The following is a 23507-nucleotide window of genomic DNA, read 5'->3' as shown; positions in this document are numbered from 1 at the left end:
ATAAAAACAATACGGTGATCTGAAATGAACGTAATGAATGCGCGACTCAGCGTGATGATGTTTTTGCAGTTCTTTATCTGGGGTGGCTGGTTCGTCACCCTCGGCACTTTTCTGGCCACCACGCTCGCTGCCAGCGGCGGCCAAGTCGGCATGGCCTTCGCCACGCAATCATGGGGTGCGATTCTGGCGCCGTTTGTCATTGGCTTGATTGCCGACCGGTTTTTCAATGCCGAACGCATCCTGGCGGTGCTCCATCTGCTGGGCGCGGTGCTGCTCTATCAGCTCTATCGCGCCGCAGACTTCAGCGCGTTTTATCCCTATGTGCTCGCCTACATGATGGTCTACATGCCGACATTGGCGCTGGTCAACGCAGTGGCGTTCCGCCAGATCAAAGACCCGGCGCTGGAGTTCTCGCGCATCCGCGTATGGGGCACAGTGGGCTGGATTGTCGCCGGTGTGGTGATCAGCTTCGTGTTCGCCTGGGACTCGCAACAAAGCATCGCGGCGGGAGGCTTGCGCAATACGTTCCTGATGTCCGCCGTCGCGTCGCTGTTGTTGGGGCTTTACAGCTTCAGTCTGCCGAACACTGCGCCGCTGAAAAGCGCAGCGGGCTCATCAAGCCTCAAGCAGATGCTCGGCGTCGATGCGTGGGGTTTGCTCAAGGATCGCAGCTATCTGGTGTTCTTCCTCGCCTCGATCCTGATCTGCATTCCGCTGGCCTTCTATTACCAGAATGCCAACCCGTTTCTCGCGGAGATCGGCGTGACCAACCCGACAGCGAAGATGGCCATCGGTCAGGTCTCGGAAGTGCTGTTCATGTTGCTGTTGCCGCTGTTCATCCATCGTTTCGGCATCAAGATCGCCCTGCTGGTCGGCATGGCTGCCTGGGCGTTGCGTTACGTGCTGTTTGCCTTCGGCAATAACGACGATCAGGCATTCATGCTGCTGATCGGCATTGCCCTGCACGGCGTGTGCTATGACTTCTTCTTCGTGTCCGGGCAGATCTACACCGATGCAAAAGCACCGGAACGCTTCCGCAGTTCGGCGCAAGGTCTGATCACCTTGGCCACGTACGGGTTGGGCATGTTGATTGGCTTCTGGATTGCGGGACGGATTACTGACCACTTCACTTCGAGTGCGGGCCATGACTGGAGAAGTATCTGGCTATTTCCAGCCGGTTTTTCCGTGGCGGTGCTGCTGTGTTTCTGGGCGACGTTCAAGGGCCGCGATCGGGACAAGGCTGTGTTGCCGACTGCGGTTTAGAGCAGAGTTCTAATGCATGAACAGAACGAATGCCGCCTGTGGTTCAGGCGGCATTCGCTATCGATGCTCATGGTTGCGCTCAAGCGGTGCGACGTTCGAGCAGACGGTCTGCGCCACCTTCGGCAACCCGATTGCCTTGCAGATGATCGGAGCCATCAGAGGCCACTGCATCGCTGAACAGTGGATCGGTTTCGGTGGCGGCAACTGCGTCGCTGAATAGCGGGTCGGTTTCGGTGGCGGCTACTGCGTCGCTGAACAGACGATCAGTTTGAGTAGCGGCCACCGCGTCGCTGAACAGTGGGTCGGTTTCGGTGGCGGCGAAGGCGTTCAGTGCAAAAACCGAGAAAGCGATACCGAGGATAGTCTGGCGTTTCATGATGGTGTGCTCCGAGGTGCAGTGATTGGGTATGGAGTCGATCTTACGCCGCGCTATGGATATGAGAACTTCATTGACTTAATGGTCGTTATTGACGCAATCAATGATCGAGCTAAGCAAAAGTAGCTGCTTATCTAACCTTTAAGCTGTTACTTACGGGTCCAAACGAAACGCCCTACAACGTCCAAGGCACAAAACTGACCAATCGTATTTTTGACAGCTTTACGCAAGCAAAAAAAAGACCCGAATCGATAAAAACCGAAACGGGTCTTTCCCACTCAGACGACCCTTATTTCAAGTCGTCAAAGTGATCTCGCAGGAACTCGTAAAAGCGCAAAGCTTTCAACAATCTCCATACAAGGCTCAGCGTACGCAGCAAAAGCTTCATACGTTTTGGCCTCCAGGGCTGGCGGCCAAACCTCCAGCAAACTTACCGGACCATGCGTGCCTTCAGCCTACATGCTGGTGTGGCTAGTGAGGCGGCCGGTTGAAATCCCTCCGAGACAACATTCCGGCGCGGGTGCGAATCCGCGTCAGAGGGCGTGAAACCTTTTGCGCCCCCCAGCCAAACCTCACTGCTCTACCAACAAGATGAGCGCAGGCATCTTAACGCAGAAATCAGAAGAGAAAACCCGAGTACCCAAGGTTATCCTGCGGCTACGCCTGAACCTTTGTAAAATCTTATTTCTGACAATGTTTATTGACAGACCTGAATTCAGTTACATGCGTTGGACGTTCCGAAAAAACCTCGCACATCACGCTAAACCTACGTTGCACTGACGGGAGAAACTCAATACCATGCGCGGACATGTTGGTGTGGCTAGTGAAGCACATGGCCTCGGCTCCAAACCGAGGATTGAAAAACCGCCCCGCGAAGGCGGTTTTTTTTCGTCTGCGTTTTCTGGTCCCACCCCATCCAGGACATATTGCCTGACTCGATCCCCCTGCGCCCCTGCACAAATCTTCTAAACACTCTTCTCCCCCACGCGGTATTTTAAAAACGCCCAAGCTCAACCGCCCTATGGAATCCTCCCATGGACAAACGCAACTGGATCTCCCTGTCCCAGGATGTCGATACCGGGATCGAGTCGATTCGTGCGCATTTCCGAGGACATGCCTACGATCCGCACTGGCATGACAGCTTTCTCGTCGGCGTTACCGAGCAAGGCGTCCAGCAATTCAACTGTCGCCGGGTGCGTCATCGCAGTACGCCGGGGCATGTGTTTCTGCTCGAGCCGGGAGAAATCCACGATGGCCATGCGCCGACCGAGGACGGCTTTACCTATTCGATGCTGTATCTGGATCCGCACTGGCTGGAGCGCGAACTGCACGCGCTGTTCGAAGAGGCGCCCGCCGACAGTCAGCCAGGCTTTGCCGACACCCTGAGCCACGATCCGCGCCTGTCGACTGCGATCGTGCAAGCCTTCCACGCGTTACATGACGGCGATCTGCGCATCGTCCGGCAGACTGCGCTGGATGGCCTGCTGGCGTCCCTCACCCGCCACCTCGACTGGCGCAAGCGTCAGGACTTCGATCCGCGCCTGCCACTGGTTGCCCAGGTTGCGCGGGACTATCTGCATGCCCACACCTATGAAGACATCGGCCTCGACGACCTAGCGCAAGCCTGTGGCGTTGATCGCTTTCGCCTGACACGCGCGTTCAAGGCGGCGTTCGGTCTGGCACCGCACGCTTACCTGATCCAGTTGCGCCTGGCCAAGGCGCGGCAATTGCTCGCACGCGGCGAGACGCCAGCGCAGGTCGCCAGCGTGCTCGGTTTTGCCGATCAAAGTCATCTCGGTCGCTGGTTCCGCCGCGCCTATCAATTGACCCCTGCGGACTACCGCAAACGCTGCTCAAATCTTCCAGACTGAGACCCGCCCGCTGACGATCATGGTGCCCTGTTTCGACTTTCAGGATTTTCACCATGGCTTCTTTACTGCCCTTTCTGCTGTTTGCTTTCGTCGCTTCGATCACGCCGGGGCCGACCAATATTCTTGTGTTGAGCCACAGTTCGCGGCGCGGGTTGATCGCCACGCTGCCGATCATTTTCGGCGCCTGCGCGGCGGCGGCGCTGATCGTGCTGGTGGTCGGGCTCGGTGCTGGTGAAACCCTGCTGCGCTTTCCGCGCGTGCAGCAAGCGATGGCCTGGGCTGGCGTGCTCTGGTTGAGCTGGCTGGCGGGGCAGATCTTTCGCAGCCCGCCGCCATCCCTGGACCCGAAATCGCAGGAACAAAGCTTGAGCGTATTCGGCGCGGCGCTGCTGCAACTGGTCAACCCCAAGGTATGGATGATGGCCGTGGCGGTGGTCAGCGTATTCGTCGGCGGCGGCGACAAGACGTTGCGCCTGTTGGTGTTGTCGCTGGCGTTTCTGCTGGTGTCGTTGCCGTGCATGACGCTCTGGGCACTTCTCGGCGTTGGCAGCGCGCGGTTGCTCAGCTCACCGCAAGCGTTCAAGCGCATGAACGCGGCACTGGCCCTTCTTCTGCTGCTCTCGGCCTGGCTGGCCGTGTTGGTCTAATGCCCGGTGGCTTGCCGGTATTCGCGTGGTGTAAACCCGGTCGAGGCTTTGAACTGACGGGTGAAAGCGCTGTGATCGGTGTAACCGCATTGCAGCGCCACCTCGGTGATCGGCAAGTCGCTGTGCAGCAATCGATGCGCATGTTCCAGGCGGACTTTCTGAATCATCTGCCGTGGTGTCAGGTGGAAAACGCGTTTGCAATAGCGCTCCAGTTGCGCCACGGATATCCCGGCGATCCGCGTCAGTTCACCCAGCGTCACCCGCCGGTTGAAATTGCCGCGAATGTATTCATCGACCGCCGCCAGGCGCTCGAAAGCCGGATGGGTTTCGCTGGCTGACTGCAGATCCACCGAGATCCCCACCAGGCCGATGATCGTCCCGTCACGGTTGTAGATCGGCCGCTTGTGGGTCAGGCACCAGCCCGGTTCGCGACTGCCATACAGGTGCAGTTCGAGCTGATCCTCCAACACGAAACCTTCCTCCAGCACTTTGCGATCCTGCTCGGTGTAACCCGGCCCCAACTGCGCCGGGAACACCTGCGCACTGGTTTTGCCGAGCAACGGGCGCAGGTCCTTCAAGCCACAACGCTGCACCAGCGTACGGTTGGCCAGCACATAACGCGCTTGCAGATCCTTGATGAAGATCGCCGCATTGGGGATCACATCGAGTATCGGCAACAGCTGCGCGGCACCGGCGACCATCGCTTCGAGGGTCTGCGGACGCAGGCCGTCAGTGCCCTGGCACAGGATCGAAAACGCTGACTGCATCAAACACTTCCCCCTCGAGATGAACCGCCAGAAAAGCTGTCCGCGAGCAGAGTGCAGCAACGTCACGGCCCTGTCGAGGCCCAGCAATCGCCAGCGCCATTGTGCTGAATTCGTCATCGATCCCTGCATAAAACATCAATCGCCGCCGCCGTCGACCCGTGCAAAGTCTGCTCGTCCCCGTGACACAACTGCCTATCCAATAACTCACAAGAAGGCGATGCCATGTCAGGCCAAGGCAAGTTCAAAAAACAGCTTTCATTGATCGACCTCACCTTTATCGGACTCGGCGCGATCTTCGGCTCCGGCTGGTTGTTCGCCGCCAGCCATGTCTCGGCGATTGCCGGTCCGGCGGGGATTTTTTCCTGGCTGCTGGGCGGTTTCGCCGTGTTGCTGCTGGGTATCGTCTACTGCGAACTGGGCGCCGCATTACCCCGTGCCGGCGGCGTGGTGCGCTACCCGGTTTATTCCCACGGTCCGCTGCTCGGCTACCTGATGGGTTTCATTACGCTGATTGCGTTTTCCAGTCTGGTGGCGATCGAAGTGGTCGCCTCGCGCCAATACGCGGCGGCATGGTTTCCCGGTCTGACCAAGGCTGGCAGTGGCGATCCGACGATCCTCGGCTGGCTGGTGCAGTTCGGCCTGCTCTGCATATTTTTCCTGCTCAACTACCGCAGCGTGAAGACCTTCGCCAAGGCCAACAATCTGGTCAGCGTGTTCAAATTCATCGTGCCGCTGCTGGTCATCGCGGTGCTGTTCACCTTCTTCAAACCGGAGAACTTCCAGGTTCAGGGATTCGCTCCATTCGGCCTGTCCGGCGTGGAGATGGCGGTCTCCGCCGGCGGGATCATCTTTGCCTATCTGGGCCTGACGCCGATCATTTCCGTCGCCAGCGAAGTGAAGAATCCACAGCGCACCATTCCCATCGCGCTGATTCTTTCGGTACTGCTGTCGACCTTGATTTACGTGCTGCTGCAAATGGCTTTTCTCGGCAGCATCCCGACGGAAATGCTCGCCAACGGCTGGGCCGGTATCAGCAAGGAATTCGCCCTGCCCTATCGCGACATCGCCCTGGCGCTCGGTGTCGGCTGGCTGGCGTATCTGGTGGTTGCCGATGCGGTCATTTCGCCGAGCGGCTGCGGCAACATCTACATGAACGCCACGCCGCGAGTGATCTACGGCTGGGCGCAGACCGGCACCTTCTTCAAGGTCTTCACCCACATCGATGAAAAGTCCGGCATCCCGCGTCCGGCGCTGTGGCTGACTTTCGCCCTGTCGGTGTTCTGGACCCTGCCATTCCCGTCGTGGGAAGCGCTGATCAACGTGGTGTCCGCCGCGCTGGTGTTGAGCTATGCGGTGGCGCCCGTATCGGTTGCGGCGCTGCGGCGCAATGCGCCGGACATGCCGCGCCCGTTTCGGGTCAGGAGCATGGGCCTGCTTGGGCCGGTGTCGTTCATCATCGCCGCGCTGATCGTCTACTGGTCGGGCTGGAACACCGTGTCGTGGCTGCTCGGCCTGCAGATCCTGATGTTTGTCATCTACCTGTTCTGTGGCCGCTTTGTGCCCACCGCCCATCTGAGTCTGGCGCGTCAGGTGCGTTCATCGGCGTGGCTGATCGCCTTCTACGCGGTGACCATCGTGCTGTCGAAACTCGGCACCTTCGGTGGCCTGGGCATCCTCGCCCATCCGTTCGACACGATCGTCGTCGCTGCTTGCGCCACCGGCATTTACTACTGGGGTGCAGCAACCGGCGTGCCTGCCCATCTGCTGCGCCTGGACGACGAGGACGAAGAAAGCGAAAGCCCTACGCCCTCGTCCACCGTCACCGCCCGCCCTGCCGGCGCCTACTGAAATCATCCAACGGGATCTCTCCATGAAACGAGTACACGTCATTGATTCCCACACCGGCGGCGAACCGACACGGCTGGTGATGAGCGGCTTCCCCGAGTTGTCCGGCAACAGCATGGTCGAGAAACGCGATGCCTTGCGCAACCAGCATGACCAGTGGCGGCGCGCCTGTCTGCTCGAGCCACGCGGCAACGATGTGCTGGTCGGCGCGCTGTATTGCCCGCCGGTCTCGCCTGATGCCACCTGCGGAGTGATCTTCTTTAACAACGCCGGCTACCTGGGCATGTGCGGCCACGGCACCATTGGCCTGATCAATTCGTTGCAGCATCTGGGGAAAATCCAGCCGGGCGTGCACAAGATCGACACACCGGTGGGGCAAGTCAGCGCGACGCTGCACGACGATGGCTCGGTCACTCTGGGCAACGTGCCCGCTTACCGTTATCGCAAACAGGTACCAGTGGACGTGCCCGGTTTTGGTCGCGTAGTCGGTGATATCGCCTACGGCGGCAACTGGTTTTTTCTGGTTTCCGAGCATGGCCAGACCCTGACCATGGACAACGTCGAACACCTGACGGCGTACACCTGGGCGATGCTCAAGGCGCTGGAAGATCAGGGCATCTTCGGCGAAGACAGTGCGGTCATCGACCACATCGAATTGTTCGCCGATGACGATCAGGCCGACAGCCGCAACTTCGTCATGTGCCCCGGCAAAGCCTATGACCGCTCACCGTGCGGCACCGGCACCAGCGCCAAACTTGCCTGCCTGGCAGCCGACGACAAGCTGCAACCGGGCGCACCGTGGATCCAGGCGAGCATCACCGGCAGCCAGTTCGAAGGCCGCTTCGAATGGGAAGGTGAACGCATTCGCCCGTTCATCACCGGCCGCGCCTACATGACCGCCGACAGCACCTTGCTGATCGACGACAGCGACCCGTTCGCGTGGGGCATCTGAGCCGCCACGCCGATTTTTCACTTCGAATCAAACGAAATGCCAAGGAGTTGAACCATGAGCGACAACATCTTCACCGGTTGCATGCCGGCCCTGATGACCCCGTGCACCGCCCAGCGCAAACCGGACTTCGATGCGCTGGTGAGCAAGGGGCGCGAGCTGATTGATATCGGCATGAGCGCCGTGGTCTATTGCGGCTCGATGGGCGACTGGCCGCTGCTGACTGAAGCCGAGCGTCAGGAAGGTGTGGCGCGCCTGGTCGCCGCCGGGGTGCCGACCATCGTCGGCACTGGTGCGGTGAATACCCGTGAAGCGGTTTCCCACGCAGCGCATGCGGCGAAAGTCGGCGCGCAAGGCTTGATGGTCATTCCGCGCGTGCTGTCCCGTGGTGCTTCGGCGACGGCGCAAAAGGCCCACTTCGCTGCCATCCTGCAAGCCGCACCGAACTTGCCGGCGGTGATTTACAACAGCCCTTACTACGGCTTCGCCACCCGCGCCGATCTGTTTTTCGAACTGCGTCGCGAATACCCGAACCTGATCGGCTTCAAGGAATTTGGTGGGGGCGCAGACCTGCGCTACGCGGCTGAGAACATCACCTCCAAGGACGATGACGTGACCCTGATGGTCGGTGTCGACACGCAAGTGGTGCACGGTTTCGTCAACTGCAACGCTACCGGCGCCATCACCGGTATCGGCAACGCCCTTCCTCGCGAAGTGCTGCAACTGGTCGCGCTGAGCAAGCAGGCCGCGCAAGGCGATGCCAAGGCCCGACGTCAGGCGCGGGAGCTGGAATCGGCATTGGCAGTGCTGTCATCGTTCGACGAAGGCTGTGATCTGGTGCTGTATTACAAGCACTTGATGGTGCTCAACGGCGACAAGGAATACACCCTGCACTTCAACGAAACCGATGCGCTGAGCGACTCGCAACGGCGCTATGCCGAGAAGCAGTATTCGCTGTTCCGTCACTGGTATGAAAACTGGTCTGCCGAACAGAATTTCGCCTGACCACCACCTGCTGCGAGTCATCACGATTCGCGGCAGGCCTCGCTCATTTCACAGGAAGACACCATGACTCTGACGGGCAACATGCTGATCGGCCAACAACCCGTGACGGGCCATCGTCCGGCCATTCACGGGATCGATCCGGCGACCAGCCAGGCACTTGAACCGCAGTATGCCGGGGCGTCAGCCGAACAGGTGGAACAGGCCTGCGCCCTGGCCTGGGCAGCACAAGACGAATATCGCGAAACCAGCCTGAGCAGCCGTGCGGCATTTCTCGAAAGCATTGCCGAGCACATCGAAAACCTTGGCGATGAACTGATCGAACGCGCCCACGCCGAAACTGGTCTGCCGCCTGCACGCCTTCAAGGCGAGCGTGGCCGCACCTGCTCGCAATTGCGCCTGTTCGCCCGTACGGTGCGCGCGGGTGAATGGCTGGATGTGCGCGTCGACAGTGCGCAACCGCAACGCCAGCCACTGCCGCGCTCCGACCTGCGCCAGCGGCAGATTGCCTTGGGGCCGGTCGCGGTGTTTGGTGCGAGCAACTTTCCCCTGGCATTTTCCGTGGCCGGTGGCGACACCGCTGCGGCATTGGCGGCTGGTTGCCCGGTGATCGTCAAGGCGCACAGCGCGCATCCCGGCACCAGCGAACTGGTCGGCCGCGCAGTCGCGCAAGCGGTCAGGGCCTGCGCTCTGCCCGAAGGCGTGTTTTCCTTGTTGTTCGATTCGGGGTACGAAGTGGGTATCGCACTGGTCAGCGACTGGCGCATCAAAGCCGCTGGTTTCACCGGCTCGCGGGCTGGTGGACTGGCCTTGATCAAAGCCGCGCAAGCGCGGCCCGAGCCGATTCCGGTGTATGCGGAAATGAGCTCGATCAACCCGGTAGTGCTGTTTCCCGCCGCGCTGGAAAATCGGGCGCAGGCGTTGGCCGAAGGATTTGTCGCGTCGCTGACACTGGGCGCCGGGCAGTTCTGCACCAACCCGGGATTGTTGATTGCCCGCAAAGGCCCGGCGCTCGACGGGTTTCTCGGCGCGGTAGCGGAACTGATCCCGCGCAGCGCGGCGCAAACCATGCTCACGCCCGGCATCTTCGCCGCCTATCAAGCAGGCGTGACCGCTCTGCAAGGCAATCCCCGTGCACGCGCGGTAGCGGTTGGCCAAGTCGGCGGCGCCCCGAATCAGTGTCAGACGCATGTCTTCAGCACCGATGCAGCGGATTTTCTTGCCGATCAAAGCTTGCAAGCCGAGGTCTTCGGCGCGACAGCGCTGATCGTGCAATGCAGCAGTGACGAAGAAATCCGTCAGGTCTGCCAACATCTGGAAGGCCAACTGACCGCGACCCTGCACATGGATGACGCCGACCTTGCACTGGCGCGCACGTTGTTGCCAACCCTCGAGCGCAAGGCCGGGCGCTTGCTGGTCAATGGCTGGCCGACCGGCGTGGAAGTCTGCGATGCAATGGTGCATGGCGGGCCTTACCCGGCAACCTCGGATGCGCGCAGCACCTCGGTGGGCACTGCGGCGATCCTGCGTTTCCTGCGGCCGGTGTGCTATCAGGATTTCCCCGACAGCTTGCTGCCGACGGCGCTGCAACAGACCAATCCGCTCAGCCTTCGGCGCTTGCTCGATGGCCAACGGGAAGCGACACGCCATGGCGAATAATCCTTCGCACGACATCGCCGTGGTCGGCGCCGGAATCATTGGCGTAGCTTGCGCACTGCGCCTGGCGCGTCAGGGTTTGCGGGTGGTGGTCATCGATCAGCAGGAACCGGGGCATGGCGCTTCGTTCGGCAACGCCGGACATCTGGCCACCGAGCAGGTGTTTCCGATTGCTGATGTTTCGATCCTCAAGCGTTTGCCGGCCATGCTCATGGACCCGATGGGGCCGCTGCGTCTGGACTGGAAATACCTGCCGCGCGCCCTGCCGTGGTTCACCCGCTTGCTGCTGAATCTGCGGCCCGAGCCTTTTCAGGAAACCGTCGCCGGCCTGCGCGCGCTCAATGAAAGCAGCCTCGACGCGTGGCAGCGCTTGCTCAGCGATATCCAGCGCCCGGATCTGCTCAAGGTTGACGGCTCGTTACTAGTCTTCGAAAAACCTGAATCCCGTCAGGCCATCGAAGCCTTGCAGGCACGACTGCATCAGCAGCAGGTGCCGGTGGACTATTGGCAAGCGGGGGCGATCCGCGAAACGGCGCCGCAGCTCAGCGAGCAAATTCAGGGCGGGCTGTTTTTCCCGCGAACCGGGCATTTCCTTGATCCCTATCGGGTGGTCTGCGCACTGGTCGAAGCGGCTCGCAGCAGCGGCGTGAGTTTTCTCCAGCAGCAGGTTCAGGGCGGCTACGTGCAGGAAAACGGTGTGCTGTTAGTCACCGGCAATGGCGGCGTGACAGCCGCTCGAGCGTTACTGGCCTGCGGTGCGCATTCGGCAAAACTCACCGCCGCTCTGACCGGCAAGCAGGTACCGTTGGACACCGAACGTGGCTATCACCTGATGCTGCCGCACGAACATGATCGCCTGCCCTTCCCCGTCACCTCGCTGGAACGCAAATTCATTATGACGCCGATGCGCGATGGGCTGCGCCTGGCCGGCACGGTCGAGTTCGCCGGGCTGGAGCGGCCAGCAAACATGGCACGCGCCTGGCAGTTGCAGCGCCTGAGCCAAGGCCTGTTTCGCAAGGATCTGAACGCTGATGGCGCGACACCGTGGATGGGCTTTCGCCCGTCGCTGCCGGATTCGCTGCCGGTGATCGATCAGGTTTGCGCCGGCAAGGTCTTGCTTGCCTTCGGTCATCAGCATCTGGGCCTGACGCAGGCGGCGGTGACGGCGGAGATGATCGGGCAGATGGTCTCAGGCGCGGCCGGCGAGTTGCCGAATGCCGACGCCTACCGACTGGCGCGTTTCTAAACGTGCTTCAGCGCGTCGCCGTGATGCATGGCCAGGTGGCCGGTCTTGTCGCTCTTGACCTCGTACTGCGGCGCATCTTTCGAGGCCGGGCGGTGGCGGCCCATGAATTCGGTATCGCGGGTGTGCACCTTGACCACTTTGCCTTGAATCTCGCCGGCCTCGGAATTCCAGCGCACCGCATCGCCGACTTTGAATGAGCTGCTCATCATTGCGTCCTCGCCTCTGGCTGTTGGTTTATGGAGCCGCGCGCGTCGGAGAAATTCCGCATTTTTGCGAGGCGACCGAAGGCAGGCAAAAAAATCGAACGGCGAAAATCATCCGCACCTCCAACCTGCACAAGCCTTAGAAAACGGCCATGACGAGGTGTGAGATGAATAACGATCAAGGCAAGCAAGGTGACGATCCGCTCCCAACCACGCCCGACCCGCTGAGTCCGGGGCGTACCGAGGTCGATCCGATGAAGGAACGCGGCATCGACGAACTGCCCGACAATGAAGGCGAAATCCCGCTGGACGATGACAGTACCGGCCTGGATCCGGAGCGTGTACGTCAGGAAACCGATAACGCCGAGATGGACGACCAGCCCAATCCGCGTTGAGCCTGAAACGGCAGCCATACGGCTGCCTTTCGGTTGCGCAATCAACAGCAGAATCAGGCAAGCATTTCACAGAAATGCACTACTTCGCGCTCCGACCCAGGCGCAACAATGGGCGTCCGACAACCCCATGGAGGATGCTCACATGCTCGTACAAGCCTACGGCGCCCACGCTGGCGACAAACCCCTTGAGCCCATGCAGATCAACCGCCGTGCTCCGGCGGCGCACGACGTGCAGATCGATATCGCCTTCTGCGGCATCTGCCATTCCGACCTGCACCAGGTGCGCGCGGAATGGGCCGGCACGCAATTCCCTTGCGTCCCGGGCCACGAAATCGTCGGCCGCGTCTCGGCGGTCGGCGATCACGTCAAGGACTACAAGGTCGGCGATCTGGTCGGTGTCGGCTGCATCGTCGACAGCTGCCAGCACTGCGATGACTGCGAATCCGGCCTGGAAAATTACTGCGACGGCATGATCGGCACCTACAATTTCCCGACCCCGGACGCACCGGGCTGGACCCTCGGTGGTTACTCGCAAAATATCGTCGTGCACGAGCGCTATGTGCTGCGCATCCGTCATCCCGAGGCGCAATTGGCCGCCGTCGCACCGCTACTCTGCGCCGGCATTACCACCTACTCGCCGCTGCGTCAGTGGCATGCTGGCCCCGGCAAGAAAGTCGGCGTGGTCGGCATCGGTGGCCTCGGCCACATGGGCATCAAACTGGCCCACGCCATGGGCGCCCACGTGGTCGCCTTCACCACCTCCGAATCCAAGCGCGAAGCGGCCAAGGCACTGGGCGCGGACGAAGTGGTGGTGTCGCGCAATGCCGAGGAAATGGCGGCACACACCAAGAGCTTCGACTTCATCCTCAATACCGTCGCAGCCCCGCACGATCTCGACGCCTTCCTCGTCCTGCTCAAGCGCGACGGCGCGTTGACCCTGGTCGGCGCGCCCGCCTCGCCGCATCCGTCGCCAAACGTGTTCAACCTGATCACCAAGCGGCGCACCATTGCCGGCTCAATGATCGGCGGCATCCCTGAAACCCAGGAAATGCTGGATTTCTGCGCCGAGCACGGCATCGTCTCCGACATCGAGTTGATCCGCGCCGATCAGATCAACGAGTCCTACGAGCGCATGCTCAAGGGCGATGTGAAATACCGCTTCGTCATCGACAACGCAACGCTCGCCGGCTAAGCGCAAGCGCCCATCGGCAGCGCCGTGCTGCCGATGGTTCGAGTAATTCCATCGCGTAATTGACAGCGCCAGCGTTGCTCGCCAGAGTCGCACCCCTTTTTTCCACCGCAGGGTGAACAGGGGTTTGCGTTGAACCAACAAACATTGTCCATGCGTCTTGAGCGCGTCGCCGCCCATGTGCCGCTTGGCGCGAGACTGGCCGATATCGGCTCCGATCATGCTTACCTGCCGGTGGCCTTGCTGCGCCGGGGCCTGATAACAGCAGCGGTCGCTGGCGAGGTCGCGTTGACGCCGTTCCACGCGGCGCAACGCACTGTCAATGACAACGACCTGCACGGCCAGATCAGCGTGCGCCTGGCCGATGGTCTGGCGGCAATCAAACCTGGCGACGCCATCAGCGCCATCACCCTGTGCGGCATGGGTGGCGAAACCATTCGCGATATTTTCGACAGTGGTAAAGCCCATCTCAGCGGCCACGAACGCTTGATCCTGCAACCCAACGGCGGCGAGCAAGCGCTGCGGCAGTGGTTGATGGATAACGGCTACCGCATCGTCTGTGAAGAGGTGCTGCACGAGAATCGCTTCGACTACGAAATTATCGTTGCCGAGCGCGGTTCTGATCCGGTGACTTACGATGCCAGGGAACTGTTTTTCGGACCGCTGCATCTGCAGGCGCGCGGCTCGGCATTTCTGCACAAATGGCAACGCAGGCTGAAGCAGCGGCAAAAGACGTTGGGGCAGTTTACGAGAGCGCAACAGACGTTGCCGGAGGACAAAATTCTTGCGCTGAAGCAAGAGATGCAGTGGATCAGTGAATTGCTCGGGTGACTGTGCCGCCGTCTTCGCGAGCAGGCTCGCTCCCACAGGAAATTGCATTTCTCCTGAGGGAACACGGTCAACTGTGGGAGCGAGCCTGCTCGCGAAAGCGGTGTGGCAAGCTACACAGCAACCAAGTTGGCCGCAGCCGTCGGAAAAAAAAAGCCTGCTGTTAAAAGCAGGCTTTTTCGTGGGTGGTGAACTTACTTCTGCTGCGTCAGCGCTGAGTAGCTGTTCATCAGGTTGCGGTAGTTGGGAATGCGCTGCGACAGCAGATTGCCCAGGCCTTCGATGTCGTTGCGCCAGTCGCGGTGCAGCTCACAGGCTACAGAGAACCAGTTCATCATCTGCGCGCCAGCCTGAGTCATGCGGCTCCATGCGGCTTGCTGCACGGTGGTGTTGAAGGTGCCGGACGCATCGGTGACCACGAACACATCAAAACCTTCCGCCAGTGCCGACAGGGTCGGGAACGCTACGCACACATCCGTTACCACACCGGCAATGATGATCTGCTTGCGCCCGGTGGCCTTGATCGCCTTGACGAAGTCCTCGTTGTCCCAGGCGTTGATCTGGCCTGGACGAGCGATGTATGGCGCGTCCGGGAACATCTCTTTCAGCTCCGGCACCAGCGGGCCGTTCGGGCCTTGTTCGAAGCTGGTGGTGAGGATGGTTGGCAGGTCGAAGAACTTGGCCAGATCCGCCAGCGCCAGCACGTTGTTCTTGAACTCGTTCGGCGAGAAGTCCTGCACCAGCGAGATCAGACCGGTCTGGTGGTCAACCAGCAGCACGATAGCGTCGTCTTTGTTCAGGCGGTTGTAGGTTGGAGTGGTCATGGTGTGCGTCCCTTTTCAAGTTTGGAGTTTTGTTGTTGCGTTCAAGTTGGGTACAGATTACTGACGCACAGCAAAGGGATAAATCGGCTGAAAAGCGTTTCACCGTCCACCTGAACAGGACAATCGAAAACGGCTCACTCCTAAAAAAGCGCGTGCAGGCCGTTCTGATTAGATACACCGAAGTACAAATGATGTACCTCAGCCCCCATTTATCAACTCCGCGCAACTTCCTAAAGTCCTCTCCAACAGCCACCCGCCATCCTGACGGGCCAGCGACAGAGGAAATCATCATGAGCACATCGAAAAAAGTAGTTGTCATCACCGGCGCCTCGCAAGGCATTGGTGCAGGTCTGGTCGAAGGCTTTCGCGCCCTTGGCCATCAAGTGGTCGCAACCTCGCGCTCGATCAAAGAGTCGAGTGACCCGGATGTCCTGACCGTTGCCGGCGACATTGCCGATCCGCAAACCGCCGAGCGCGTGATTCGTGCCGCCGTTGCCCGCTTCGGTCGCGTCGATACGCTGGTCAACAATGCCGGGATCTTTCTGGCCAAGCCGTTCACCGCTTACAGCCAGGCGGACTATGCCCAGGTCGTGGCGACCAACATGAGCGGCTTCTTCTACATCTCGCAACTGGCCATCGCCGAGATGGAAAAACACGGCAACGGCCACGTCGTCAGCGTGACCACCAGCCTGGTCGATCATGCAATCGACGGCGTGCCTTCGGTATTGGCGTCGCTGACCAAAGGTGGCATCAACGCCGCGACCAAATCCCTGGCGATCGAGTACGCCAAGCGTGGCATTCGGGTCAACGCGGTATCGCCGGGCATCATCAAAACGCCGATGCACGCCGAGGAAACCCATCAGGCGCTGGGCAGCCTGCACCCGGTCGGCCACATGGGGGAAATCGACGACATCGTGCAAGCGATCCTCTACCTCGACGGGGCGAATTTCGTCACTGGCGAGATCCTGCATGTCGACGGTGGCCAGAGCGCCGGCCATTGATCGAAACCCTGCAACGCCGCCGGTGGATACCGGCGGCGTCGTTGGTTGTGGTACACAGAGGATGAACGTCCGTCGATCCTCGGTGCGAGCCACAATGAAACGCCATTTTGAAGATTTGCAGTTAGGCAGTATCGAACTGTTCTGCCTGGCCGCCGAAGCCGGCAGCTTCACCGCCGCCGCGCAACTGGCCGGGGTCACGCCCGCTGCGGTGAGCCGGTCGATTCTGCGTCTGGAGCAACGCCTGGGTTCGCGACTGTTCGCGCGCACCACGCGCAGCATCCGCCTCACCGACGCCGGACGCAGCTTCTTCGAACAATGCAGCCAGGCGCTGACGCAACTGGTCGAAGCGCAGCAGGAAGTCATGGGCGCACAGACTTCGCCGTCGGGTCGACTGCGCATCAGCCTGCCGACCACGTACGGGCATCACCGCATCCTGCCGCTGCTGCCGAAATTTCGCGCGTTGTACCCCGAGGTCACGGTCGACGTGCACTTGGGCAATCGCAATATCGACTTCGTTGAAGAAGGCTACGACCTGGCGATACGCGTACGCGCGCAACCGGACTCGACCCTGATCGCGCGCTTGCTGGAAGACGCCGCCCTGGTGGTGGTCGCCGCCCCCGAATATCTGCATAGAGCCGGCACGCCGCAGACCCTCGACGATCTCATTGCGCATGAGTGCATCCAGTTCGAATTGCCCAGCAGCGGGCGGCGGATTTCCTGGCTGTTTCAGGAAAACGGCCGGGACCTGGAAGTGATTTCCGACGGTGGCTATTCCTGTTCCGACGATGTGCTCGGCGGCGTGACGCTGGCCAAGCACGGCGCCGGGCTGTTTCAGACTTACCGGTTCATCGTCGAGCAGGAACTCGCCGATGGCCGCCTGATTGAAGTGCTGCAGCCGTACGCCGGACGTTCGCGCCCCTACACCCTGCTCTACCCGCACGGCCGCTATGTGCCGCAACGGGTGCGGGCATTTGTGGATTTTCTGCTGGGGTTTCGTGAGGAATGGGCGGAACCCGCGCGCTAAACAGGGCGTCAACCGGTCTGGCGCAGGCGGCTGAGTTCCTTGGACGGCGGGCAGCCGAACTGGCGGTTGTATTCGCGGCTGAACTGCGAAGCGCTTTCGTAGCCGACGCGGTAGCAGGCGCTGGAGACGTCCAGCCCTTCATTGATGATCAGCCGCCGCGCCTCTTGCAGGCGCAGCTGTTTTTGATATTGCAGCGGGCTCATGGCGGTGACGGCTTTGAAGCGGTGATGCAGCGCCGAATTGCTCAGATTGGCCACCTGCGCCAGCGCGTCGATGCGCAGCGGTTCAGTGAAATTCTTGTTCAGCCAGTCGATGGCCCGCGTGACCCGATGGGTCTGCGAATCGCTGACGGCGATTTCATACAGCAGATGCCCGTGCTGGCCGCGCAGCAGGCGGTAATACAGCTCACGCAACACCATCGGTGCGAGCATGCCGATGTCGCGCGGATTATCCAGCAGGCGCACCAGACGCAACATGGTGTCGAGCAGGGTCACGTCGATCTTGTCGAGAAACATGCCGCGCCCGGCGTCTTGCGGCATGCCGGTCAGCGGCGACTCGGCAATCAGTTGCGTCAGTTGCGCGGGATCGAAGTCCAGCCGTACGCAAAAATACGGCGCCTCGGGTGAGGCTTCAATCACCCGTCCCGACACCGGCAACGTCACCGACACCACCAGGTAATTCAACGGGTCGTAGAGGAAACGTTCGTCGCCCAGCCCGACTTCCTTGCGGCCCTGCACGATCAGGCACAGCGCCGGGCGGTGCACGACATGGATCAGCTCGGACGGCCCATCGAGACGGATCACGTGCAGCGGCGCAATCGCGGTTTCGTAGGTGCCTGGCGCATCGAAGCGCTGAGTCAGCAAGCGCACCAGCTCGGCGCGATACACCGCCGTGTCGTGGAGGATGGAAGCGTCGTGGTTATCCATGCAAAGGGCCTCGAAAGCAGACGAAGGTAGGTCAACTGCCCAGGAAGATTAGCCAGTTTTACCCAGCGGCGACTAGATCAAAGATGCTGCAGATTTGCCTGATTCTGCGTCGGTCAGATCGGGGTAAACCATGGGCACATCATCTGACGTGCCCATGGTTTGCCGCACTGCTATCAGCCTGCCGTTACCGTCATGCCGCCATCGGCCATGACTACCGAGCCGACCATGAAACTGGCGCGGTCGGAGGCCAGAAAGGTCACTATCTCGGCGATCTCTTCCGGCTGCGCCGCCCGACCGATTGGCGCTGCTTCGCCGTGCTGCGCGAGGAAGCCCGGGCCGTCCTCGACCACATCGTTGAGAATATTGGTCACCACATCGCCGACGCCGATCGCGTTGACGCGAATGCCGTGCTCGATGACTTCCAGGGCCAGCGTGCGGGTCAGTTGTGCCAGCGCACCTTTGGAAGCGGTGTAGGCGGCGATGGTCGGGAAGGCAAAGTACGAGGCATAGGAGGCGATATTGACGATTGCACCGGACTTGTTCGGGATCATCGCTTTCACCGCTTCGCGACAGTGCAGGAAGGCTGCCGTGGCATTCACTGCCTGGATCTTTTCCCAGTCGTCGCGGCTCATGTCGATCACGGCTTTGTTGATGATGATCCCGGCGTTGTTGACCAGAATATCCAGGCGCCCGAACTGCTCGACGGCAAGGCCTACTGCGCGTTCGGCGGCGCCGTCCTCGGTGATGTCCGCCACCAGCGGCACCAGATCGGGACGAGCCAGTTCTTCGACAGCCGGGTTGAGGTCTTCGGCAATCACCTTGGCGCCGCGAGCGTGCAGCATCAGCGCAATCGCTTTGCCGATACCACTGGCCGCGCCAGTGACCAGTGCAACTTTACCGGCGACTTCTTGGGGCAGGTTGTGGTTGAAATCAGTCATGGTTTTAACTCCTCGATAGCGAATCGGTGTTGCGCCTGATGGCGCGGTCGTGAACACGGCTTCACTGTCGCGCACTGGCCGCCGCCGGGCTTTCGGGCGATTGCCGGGACTGTCGGAGTTTTGCGCTGGAGTTTCTCGTTCGCCCGCCCTAACCTTCAAAATCATTCGCAGCCGAAGCTTTTCATGGAGCGTCCTGTGCCCTCTTCCAGCCCCGCTACACCGACAATCAGCCAGCCCGCGCGCATCGCCGCCGAAGCCATGCCGGAGCATCTGCCCGGTGTTGCGGAAACGACCACGCCGCGGCCGCAGATCAAGGATGCGGTGGTGCAGCTGTTCCGCCATCAAACCCTGCTTGAGCCGATCCGCGTGCCGTGCGTGGCCGAACCGCTGCTGGTGCTGGTACTGGCCGGCACTGCCCGGGTCGAAGAACGTTCGTTGGGCGGAGAGTGGCAGGCGAGCCAGGTCACGGCGGGCGATTTTTTCCTGACCAACACCCGGGAACCCTACGAAATGCGCTGGCAGACCGAAGGTTGCGAGGTCTTCGAAGTCATGCACCTCTACCTCGGTCTGGGCCTGATCGAAAAAGCGGCGCGCGAAGCGTTCGGCGAACAGGCCGGTGCGGTGACGTTTGTCGATGTGTCCGGTGCGCGTGACGAGCAGGTCAGCTTCATTCTTGAGCAACTGCGCGTCGAACTGACCGAACAGCGCCAGCCCAGTGCACTGCTGGTGCACAGCCTGGCTCAGGCGTTGGCGATCCATCTGCTGCGTGATTACCTCGACCCCGACAGCAACCCACGCCGCGACAACGCCCTGCCCGCCTACAAACTGCGCCGGGTGATCGAAGCCATGAATGCGCATCTGGCGGGGGATTTCAGTCTCAGTCATCTGGCCGCCATCGCCGGGCTGAGCGACTACCACTTCAGCCGCACCTTCAAACGCGCTACCGGTTTATCGCCCTCGCAATACTTCATCCGCCTGCGCATCAGCCGCGCGCGTCATCTGTTGCTGGAGACCGCACGCAGCGTGATCGACATTGGCCTGGAAGTCGGCTACTCCAGCCCCAGCCACTTTTCCCAGGTGTTCCGCCGTGAAGTCGGCGTCACGCCTAGTGCCTACCGCGATGCGCCACGTGGGGCCTGAAACCTGTCGAAAAGCGATGCAGCAGAATTGGGCAAATCCCGTGGAGGAATCGATTAATAACCCATGAGCCCCAGCACTTAATCTTCTTCCAAGCCCACTCACGGGCACATTGAAGAGGACGACATCATGCTGAACATTCAAGACAAAGTGATCGTGATTACCGGCGCCAGCAGCGGCATCGGCGAAGCCACCGCACGCCTGCTCGCCGAACGTGGCGCCAAAGTGGTGTTGGGCGCACGGCGCACCGAGCGTCTGGCCGTGATTGCCGAAGAGATCAACGGCGCCGGTGGCCAAGCGCAGTTCCGCGCACTGGACGTCACCGATCAGCAGGATGTGCAGCGCTTCGTCGATTTTGCCGTGGAGCATTACGGCCGTGTCGATGTGCTGGTCAACAACGCCGGGGTCATGCCGTTGTCGCGGCTGGACGCGCTGAAGGTCGATGAGTGGAACCGCATGATCGACGTCAACATCCGTGGCGTGCTCCACGGCATCGCCGCCAGTCTGCCGTTGATGCAGCGCCAGCGCGCCGGGCAGATCATCAACATCGCCTCGATCGGCGCCTACGCCGTCAGCCCCACCGCAGCGGTGTACTGCGCGACCAAATACGCCGTACGGGCGATTTCCGAAGGCTTGCGTCAGGAGGTGGGCGGCGATATCCGCGTCACCGTCATCGCACCGGGCGTGACCGAATCGGAACTGGCCGAGAGCATTTCCGATGAAGGCGGTCGCGAAGAGATGAAGTCATTCCGCAAGATCGCCATCCCCGCCGAAGCCATCGCCCGCGCGATTGCGTATGCCGTCGAACAACCGGCGGATGTCGACGTCAGCGAACTGATCGTGCGCCCGACCGCGAGCCCTTACTGAGGCCAGGAGTGAATCTGTGGGAGCGAGCCTGCTCGCGAAAGCGCTGGGTCAGTCGGCGAAGATGTTGAATGTGCCGCCGCCTTCGCGGGCAAGCCCGCTCCCACAGGGTTTTGTGGCGCAATCAAATCAATGGTCAACACGGAACATTGTGGGAGCGAGCCTGCTCGCGAATGCGCTGGGTCAGTCGGCAAAGATGTTGAATGTGCCGCCGCATTCGCGAGCAGGCTCGCTCCCACCGGGGATTTAGCGCACGGATATTCCAACCCTGGCCGGTCGATACTGGTTTTCACGATGTCGGTGACTGAACTGCATCAGGGTCCGCGGGAGAGCCTCTCACTCTAATTCCAGAGTGGGAGGCATCGATTAAATCGCTCGATCAGCGTGACGGCGGATGTTCGGTTGACACCGAGTTGGCCGCATCCACATCTGACATATCTTCCTCGACCGGTGCCTCATCGTCCGGCGGCAAAGGCACCTCGGGATTTTCCCGCTTGGGATCGTGCCCGGTCTCGTTGTCGGTGGTGCGCGTCACGGCTTGTTGCGACTGGTTGCCCGGTGCGTTTTCATCAATGTCCATGTCGGTCTCCGATGTGATTCAGCGATAGATACCTGAACGTGTGAAATGCCGGCGCGTGACAAGTGCCCGGCAATGGACGAACGGTGACTCGCCGGCCGGCCCTGAACGCAAAAAACCTGCTGTTTAAAGCAGGCTTTTGCGTTGTGTAGGAGGCTTACTTCTGCTGCGTCAGCGCCGAGTAGCTGTTCATCAGGTTGCGGTAGTTGGGAATACGCTGCGACAGCAGGTTACCCAGACCTTCAATATCGTTGCGCCAGTCGCGGTGCAGCTCACAGGCTACAGAGAACCAGTTCATCATCTGCGCGCCAGCCTGAGTCATGCGGCTCCATGCGGCTTGCTGCACGGTGGTGTTGAAAGTGCCGGACGCATCAGTCACCACGAACACATCAAAACCTTCCGCCAGCGCCGACAGGGTCGGGAACGCTACACACACATCCGTCACGACACCGGCAATGATGATCTGCTTGCGCCCGGTGGCCTTGATTGCCTTGACGAAGTCTTCGTTGTCCCAAGCGTTGATCTGACCTGGGCGAGCGATGTACGGCGCGTCCGGGAACATCTCTTTCAACTCCGGTACCAGCGGGCCGTTCGGGCCTTGTTCGAAGCTGGTGGTGAGGATTGTCGGCAGGTCGAAGAACTTGGCCAGATCCGCCAGCGCCAGCACGTTGTTCTTGAACTCGTTCGGCGAGAAGTCCTGCACCAGCGAGATCAGACCGGTCTGGTGATCAACCAGCAGCACGATAGCGTCGTCTTTGTTCAGGCGGTTGTAGGTTGGAGTGGTCATGGTGTGCGTCCCTTTTCAAGTTTGGAGTTTTGTTGTTGCGTTCAAGTTGGGTACAGATTACTGACGCACAGCAAAAGGATAAATCGGCTGAAAAGCGTTTCACCGTCCACTCAAACCGGACAATCCACTTCAATCGTAAAACGGCTCAACCAACGCCCGGCTGCCGACAAAGAAACTGTCCGCCACCAGGCGCAACGGTTGCAGATCGAGGTCGCTGGCCTTGTCGCTGATCAATTGCTGGAAGTGGCGGTAGACCGCTGCGTACTCGCCCTCCTCCGACACGCTTTGCTTCACGCCGTCGATGCTTAGCACCGCGCCGCCATTGTCCAGACGCAGGACGCCTTCGACGCAGCGAATTTCGATGCTCCACAGTTCATCGTGGCCATGGTCGAAATCGAACTCGGCACGCACGTCGAGCCGACGCGCATCGGACATTTTGATAGAGGCGGCAATCGGCGACTGGCAGTTGCTCGGCACGCGCAGTTCGGCGGCTTCGACAAACAGCGGCAGCGCCAGCAAGTGGGTGATGATCGACAAAGCGTTGATGCCCGGATCGAACACGCCGAGGCCGCCCGGTTGCCAGATCCATGCCTGACCCGGATGCCACTTGCGTACGTCTTCCTTCCAGTCGATCTGCACGCTTTGCAGGGTGCGGCTGGCAAGCCAGTCGCGGGCGGCGGCGATGCCCGGTGCGTAGCGCGAGTGCCAGGCGAACAAAGCGCTGACGCCTTGTTCGGCGACTTGATCGACCAGGGCCATGGCCTCGCCCAATGTCGCACAGGGCGGTTTTTCCACCAGCACGTGCTTGCCGGCCGCCAACGCCTGTTGCACCAGTGCGAAGCGCCCCTGTGGCGGCGTGCAGAACGCAATTGCGTCGACAGTCGGGCCGTTTTCGAGCAGTTCGCCCAGCGACTGGAAGTTCTCCACCCCGGCGCAAGGTTTGCCCTGGGTAGCGACCGCCACCAACTGGAACGCCGGATTGGCGAGGATGGCGGGAACGTGTTGATCCTGGGCGATCTTGCCGTAGCCCACCAGGCCGAGACGAATCGGTTGCATTACAGACTCCTGTTGTTGTTTTGGTCTTTGCAGCGCAGCGGCAAGAGTACGTGTTTCTGCGCTCGCGTCCAATCGTCATACTATTTAAATCAAGTTTGGTCGCGGCGAACGCATCGCTTATTCGTCATTTCTTCTT

The 23507-nt window shown here is 60.7% G+C and carries 24 protein-coding genes; 15 read left to right on the top strand and 9 right to left on the bottom strand.

Annotated elements, in window-relative coordinates:
* Window positions 1-24: 24 nt before the first annotated feature.
* Window positions 25-1263: a nucleoside permease gene (locus ACZ9BE_RS08630; RefSeq protein ID WP_252869226.1), complete on the top strand. Its 1239-nt coding sequence runs from the start codon at window positions 25-27 to the stop codon at window positions 1261-1263.
* A gap of 79 nt (window positions 1264-1342) precedes the next feature.
* Here ACZ9BE_RS08630 and ACZ9BE_RS08625 read toward each other — a convergent pair whose 3' ends face one another.
* Window positions 1343-1639: a hypothetical protein gene (locus ACZ9BE_RS08625; RefSeq protein ID WP_042609596.1), complete on the bottom strand. Its 297-nt coding sequence runs from the start codon at window positions 1637-1639 to the stop codon at window positions 1343-1345.
* 1034 nt (window positions 1640-2673) lie between these two features.
* Here ACZ9BE_RS08625 and ACZ9BE_RS08620 point away from each other — a divergent pair.
* Together ACZ9BE_RS08620 and ACZ9BE_RS08615 are read left to right on the top strand one after the other, a co-directional pair.
* A complete protein-coding gene (locus ACZ9BE_RS08620) occupies window positions 2674-3510 on the top strand; it encodes an AraC family transcriptional regulator (protein ID WP_095179599.1) in 837 nt (278 codons plus the stop codon).
* 53 nt (window positions 3511-3563) lie between these two features.
* Window positions 3564-4157: a LysE family translocator gene (locus ACZ9BE_RS08615; RefSeq protein ID WP_095179598.1), complete on the top strand. Its 594-nt coding sequence runs from the start codon at window positions 3564-3566 to the stop codon at window positions 4155-4157.
* Here ACZ9BE_RS08615 and ACZ9BE_RS08610 read toward each other — a convergent pair.
* Complete coding sequence (locus ACZ9BE_RS08610; protein ID WP_160768876.1) at window positions 4154-4924, bottom strand: AraC family transcriptional regulator; 771 nt, start codon at window positions 4922-4924, stop codon at window positions 4154-4156. The genes ACZ9BE_RS08615 and ACZ9BE_RS08610 overlap by 4 nt on opposite strands.
* Window positions 4925-5146: 222 nt before the next feature.
* On the opposite strand from ACZ9BE_RS08610, the gene ACZ9BE_RS08605 reads away from it, so the two are divergent.
* The 5 genes from ACZ9BE_RS08605 to ACZ9BE_RS08585 all read left to right on the top strand — a co-directional run bounded on the left by ACZ9BE_RS08605 (window position 5147) and on the right by ACZ9BE_RS08585 (window position 11622).
* Complete coding sequence (locus ACZ9BE_RS08605; RefSeq protein ID WP_476249241.1) at window positions 5147-6772, top strand: APC family permease; 1626 nt, start codon at window positions 5147-5149, stop codon at window positions 6770-6772.
* A 22-nt stretch (window positions 6773-6794) separates the two neighbouring features.
* Entirely contained in the window at window positions 6795-7721 is a 927-nt protein-coding gene (locus tag ACZ9BE_RS08600) for a 4-hydroxyproline epimerase (RefSeq protein ID WP_056784741.1), read from the top strand.
* A gap of 54 nt (window positions 7722-7775) precedes the next feature.
* The gene (locus ACZ9BE_RS08595; protein ID WP_056784739.1) at window positions 7776-8723 is read left to right on the top strand and encodes a dihydrodipicolinate synthase family protein; all 948 of its coding nucleotides are present in this window, start codon (window positions 7776-7778) and stop codon (window positions 8721-8723) included.
* Between the two features lie 63 nt (window positions 8724-8786).
* On the top strand, window positions 8787-10379 hold the full coding sequence (locus ACZ9BE_RS08590; protein ID WP_476249240.1) for an aldehyde dehydrogenase (NADP(+)): 1593 nt from the start codon (window positions 8787-8789) through the stop codon (window positions 10377-10379).
* Complete coding sequence (locus tag ACZ9BE_RS08585; protein WP_476249239.1) at window positions 10369-11622, top strand: NAD(P)/FAD-dependent oxidoreductase; 1254 nt, start codon at window positions 10369-10371, stop codon at window positions 11620-11622. The genes ACZ9BE_RS08590 and ACZ9BE_RS08585 overlap by 11 nt, the downstream gene beginning before the upstream one ends.
* Here ACZ9BE_RS08585 and ACZ9BE_RS08580 read toward each other — a convergent pair.
* Window positions 11619-11828, bottom strand: a complete 210-nt coding sequence (locus ACZ9BE_RS08580) for a hypervirulence associated TUDOR domain-containing protein (protein WP_476249238.1) — start codon at window positions 11826-11828, stop codon at window positions 11619-11621. The two genes, ACZ9BE_RS08585 and ACZ9BE_RS08580, sit on opposite strands and share 4 nt — an antisense overlap.
* 164 nt (window positions 11829-11992) lie before the next feature.
* Here ACZ9BE_RS08580 and ACZ9BE_RS08575 point away from each other — a divergent pair, with 164 nt between their 5' ends.
* The 3 genes from ACZ9BE_RS08575 (at window position 11993) to ACZ9BE_RS08565 (ending at window position 14240) form a co-directional block, all read left to right on the top strand.
* On the top strand, window positions 11993-12220 hold the full coding sequence (locus tag ACZ9BE_RS08575; protein WP_056784730.1) for a hypothetical protein: 228 nt from the start codon (window positions 11993-11995) through the stop codon (window positions 12218-12220).
* Window positions 12221-12362: 142 nt separating this feature from the next.
* Entirely contained in the window at window positions 12363-13412 is a 1050-nt protein-coding gene (locus ACZ9BE_RS08570; RefSeq protein ID WP_056784726.1) for an NAD(P)-dependent alcohol dehydrogenase, read from the top strand.
* A gap of 129 nt (window positions 13413-13541) precedes the next feature.
* Window positions 13542-14240 carry a tRNA (adenine(22)-N(1))-methyltransferase gene (locus ACZ9BE_RS08565; protein ID WP_476249237.1) on the top strand — a complete coding sequence of 233 codons (699 nt, stop codon included), beginning with the start codon at window positions 13542-13544 and terminating at the stop codon, window positions 14238-14240.
* Window positions 14241-14431: 191 nt separating this feature from the next.
* Here ACZ9BE_RS08565 and ycaC (ACZ9BE_RS08560) read toward each other — a convergent pair whose 3' ends face one another.
* On the bottom strand, window positions 14432-15061 hold the full coding sequence (gene ycaC / locus ACZ9BE_RS08560) for an isochorismate family cysteine hydrolase YcaC (protein WP_016774235.1): 630 nt from the start codon (window positions 15059-15061) through the stop codon (window positions 14432-14434).
* A gap of 290 nt (window positions 15062-15351) precedes the next feature.
* Here ycaC (ACZ9BE_RS08560) and ACZ9BE_RS08555 point away from each other — a divergent pair, with 290 nt between their 5' ends.
* Window positions 15352-16062: an SDR family NAD(P)-dependent oxidoreductase gene (locus ACZ9BE_RS08555; protein WP_041480604.1), complete on the top strand. Its 711-nt coding sequence runs from the start codon at window positions 15352-15354 to the stop codon at window positions 16060-16062.
* A 94-nt stretch (window positions 16063-16156) separates the two neighbouring features.
* On the top strand, window positions 16157-17086 hold the full coding sequence (locus ACZ9BE_RS08550; RefSeq protein WP_236169551.1) for a LysR family transcriptional regulator: 930 nt from the start codon (window positions 16157-16159) through the stop codon (window positions 17084-17086).
* 8 nt (window positions 17087-17094) lie between these two features.
* Here the strand turns inward: ACZ9BE_RS08550 and ACZ9BE_RS08545 are convergent, their stop codons facing one another.
* Window positions 17095-18012, bottom strand: coding sequence for an AraC family transcriptional regulator (locus ACZ9BE_RS08545; protein ID WP_095179591.1), 918 nt, complete (start codon window positions 18010-18012; stop codon window positions 17095-17097).
* 173 nt (window positions 18013-18185) lie between these two features.
* Window positions 18186-18950, bottom strand: a complete 765-nt coding sequence (locus ACZ9BE_RS08540) for an SDR family NAD(P)-dependent oxidoreductase (protein ID WP_150635675.1) — start codon at window positions 18948-18950, stop codon at window positions 18186-18188.
* 258 nt (window positions 18951-19208) lie between these two features.
* Here ACZ9BE_RS08540 and ACZ9BE_RS08535 point away from each other — a divergent pair, with 258 nt between their 5' ends.
* The gene (locus ACZ9BE_RS08535) at window positions 19209-20090 is read left to right on the top strand and encodes a helix-turn-helix domain-containing protein (RefSeq protein WP_476250131.1); all 882 of its coding nucleotides are present in this window, start codon (window positions 19209-19211) and stop codon (window positions 20088-20090) included.
* A gap of 126 nt (window positions 20091-20216) precedes the next feature.
* Entirely contained in the window at window positions 20217-20954 is a 738-nt protein-coding gene (locus ACZ9BE_RS08530; protein WP_353189038.1) for an SDR family oxidoreductase, read from the top strand.
* 376 nt (window positions 20955-21330) lie between these two features.
* On the opposite strand, the gene ACZ9BE_RS08525 is transcribed toward ACZ9BE_RS08530, so the two are convergent.
* The 3 genes from ACZ9BE_RS08525 to ACZ9BE_RS08515 all read right to left on the bottom strand — a co-directional run bounded on the left by ACZ9BE_RS08525 (window position 21331) and on the right by ACZ9BE_RS08515 (window position 23371).
* Complete coding sequence (locus tag ACZ9BE_RS08525; RefSeq protein ID WP_016774226.1) at window positions 21331-21531, bottom strand: hypothetical protein; 201 nt, start codon at window positions 21529-21531, stop codon at window positions 21331-21333.
* 154 nt (window positions 21532-21685) lie between these two features.
* Window positions 21686-22315, bottom strand: a complete 630-nt coding sequence (gene ycaC, locus ACZ9BE_RS08520) for an isochorismate family cysteine hydrolase YcaC (RefSeq protein WP_016774235.1) — start codon at window positions 22313-22315, stop codon at window positions 21686-21688.
* Between the two features lie 129 nt (window positions 22316-22444).
* Window positions 22445-23371: a Gfo/Idh/MocA family protein gene (locus tag ACZ9BE_RS08515; protein ID WP_476249236.1), complete on the bottom strand. Its 927-nt coding sequence runs from the start codon at window positions 23369-23371 to the stop codon at window positions 22445-22447.
* Window positions 23372-23507 lie beyond the last annotated feature (136 nt).

The sequence above is a fragment of the Pseudomonas sp. TE9122 genome (genome assembly GCF_056278925.1).
Note: the sequence above shows the minus strand (reverse complement) of the source record. Positions and strands in the feature narration are given on the sequence as shown.

Coding starts and splice junctions, on each gene's coding strand:
- ACZ9BE_RS08630 (WP_252869226.1), top strand. CDS start 25: ATGAACGTAATGAATGCGCGACTCAGCGTGATGATGTTTTTGCAGTTC.
- ACZ9BE_RS08625 (WP_042609596.1), bottom strand. CDS start 1,639: ATGAAACGCCAGACTATCCTCGGTATCGCTTTCTCGGTTTTTGCACTG.
- ACZ9BE_RS08620 (WP_095179599.1), top strand. CDS start 2,674: ATGGACAAACGCAACTGGATCTCCCTGTCCCAGGATGTCGATACCGGG.
- ACZ9BE_RS08615 (WP_095179598.1), top strand. CDS start 3,564: ATGGCTTCTTTACTGCCCTTTCTGCTGTTTGCTTTCGTCGCTTCGATC.
- ACZ9BE_RS08610 (WP_160768876.1), bottom strand. CDS start 4,924: ATGCAGTCAGCGTTTTCGATCCTGTGCCAGGGCACTGACGGCCTGCGT.
- ACZ9BE_RS08605 (WP_476249241.1), top strand. CDS start 5,147: ATGTCAGGCCAAGGCAAGTTCAAAAAACAGCTTTCATTGATCGACCTC.
- ACZ9BE_RS08600 (WP_056784741.1), top strand. CDS start 6,795: ATGAAACGAGTACACGTCATTGATTCCCACACCGGCGGCGAACCGACA.
- ACZ9BE_RS08595 (WP_056784739.1), top strand. CDS start 7,776: ATGAGCGACAACATCTTCACCGGTTGCATGCCGGCCCTGATGACCCCG.
- ACZ9BE_RS08590 (WP_476249240.1), top strand. CDS start 8,787: ATGACTCTGACGGGCAACATGCTGATCGGCCAACAACCCGTGACGGGC.
- ACZ9BE_RS08585 (WP_476249239.1), top strand. CDS start 10,369: ATGGCGAATAATCCTTCGCACGACATCGCCGTGGTCGGCGCCGGAATC.
- ACZ9BE_RS08580 (WP_476249238.1), bottom strand. CDS start 11,828: ATGAGCAGCTCATTCAAAGTCGGCGATGCGGTGCGCTGGAATTCCGAG.
- ACZ9BE_RS08575 (WP_056784730.1), top strand. CDS start 11,993: ATGAATAACGATCAAGGCAAGCAAGGTGACGATCCGCTCCCAACCACG.
- ACZ9BE_RS08570 (WP_056784726.1), top strand. CDS start 12,363: ATGCTCGTACAAGCCTACGGCGCCCACGCTGGCGACAAACCCCTTGAG.
- ycaC (WP_016774235.1), bottom strand. CDS start 15,061: ATGACCACTCCAACCTACAACCGCCTGAACAAAGACGACGCTATCGTG.
- ACZ9BE_RS08555 (WP_041480604.1), top strand. CDS start 15,352: ATGAGCACATCGAAAAAAGTAGTTGTCATCACCGGCGCCTCGCAAGGC.
- ACZ9BE_RS08550 (WP_236169551.1), top strand. CDS start 16,157: ATGAAACGCCATTTTGAAGATTTGCAGTTAGGCAGTATCGAACTGTTC.
- ACZ9BE_RS08545 (WP_095179591.1), bottom strand. CDS start 18,012: ATGGATAACCACGACGCTTCCATCCTCCACGACACGGCGGTGTATCGC.
- ACZ9BE_RS08540 (WP_150635675.1), bottom strand. CDS start 18,950: ATGACTGATTTCAACCACAACCTGCCCCAAGAAGTCGCCGGTAAAGTT.
- ACZ9BE_RS08535 (WP_476250131.1), top strand. CDS start 19,209: ATGCCGGAGCATCTGCCCGGTGTTGCGGAAACGACCACGCCGCGGCCG.
- ACZ9BE_RS08530 (WP_353189038.1), top strand. CDS start 20,217: ATGCTGAACATTCAAGACAAAGTGATCGTGATTACCGGCGCCAGCAGC.
- ACZ9BE_RS08525 (WP_016774226.1), bottom strand. CDS start 21,531: ATGGACATTGATGAAAACGCACCGGGCAACCAGTCGCAACAAGCCGTG.
- ycaC (WP_016774235.1), bottom strand. CDS start 22,315: ATGACCACTCCAACCTACAACCGCCTGAACAAAGACGACGCTATCGTG.
- ACZ9BE_RS08515 (WP_476249236.1), bottom strand. CDS start 23,371: ATGCAACCGATTCGTCTCGGCCTGGTGGGCTACGGCAAGATCGCCCAG.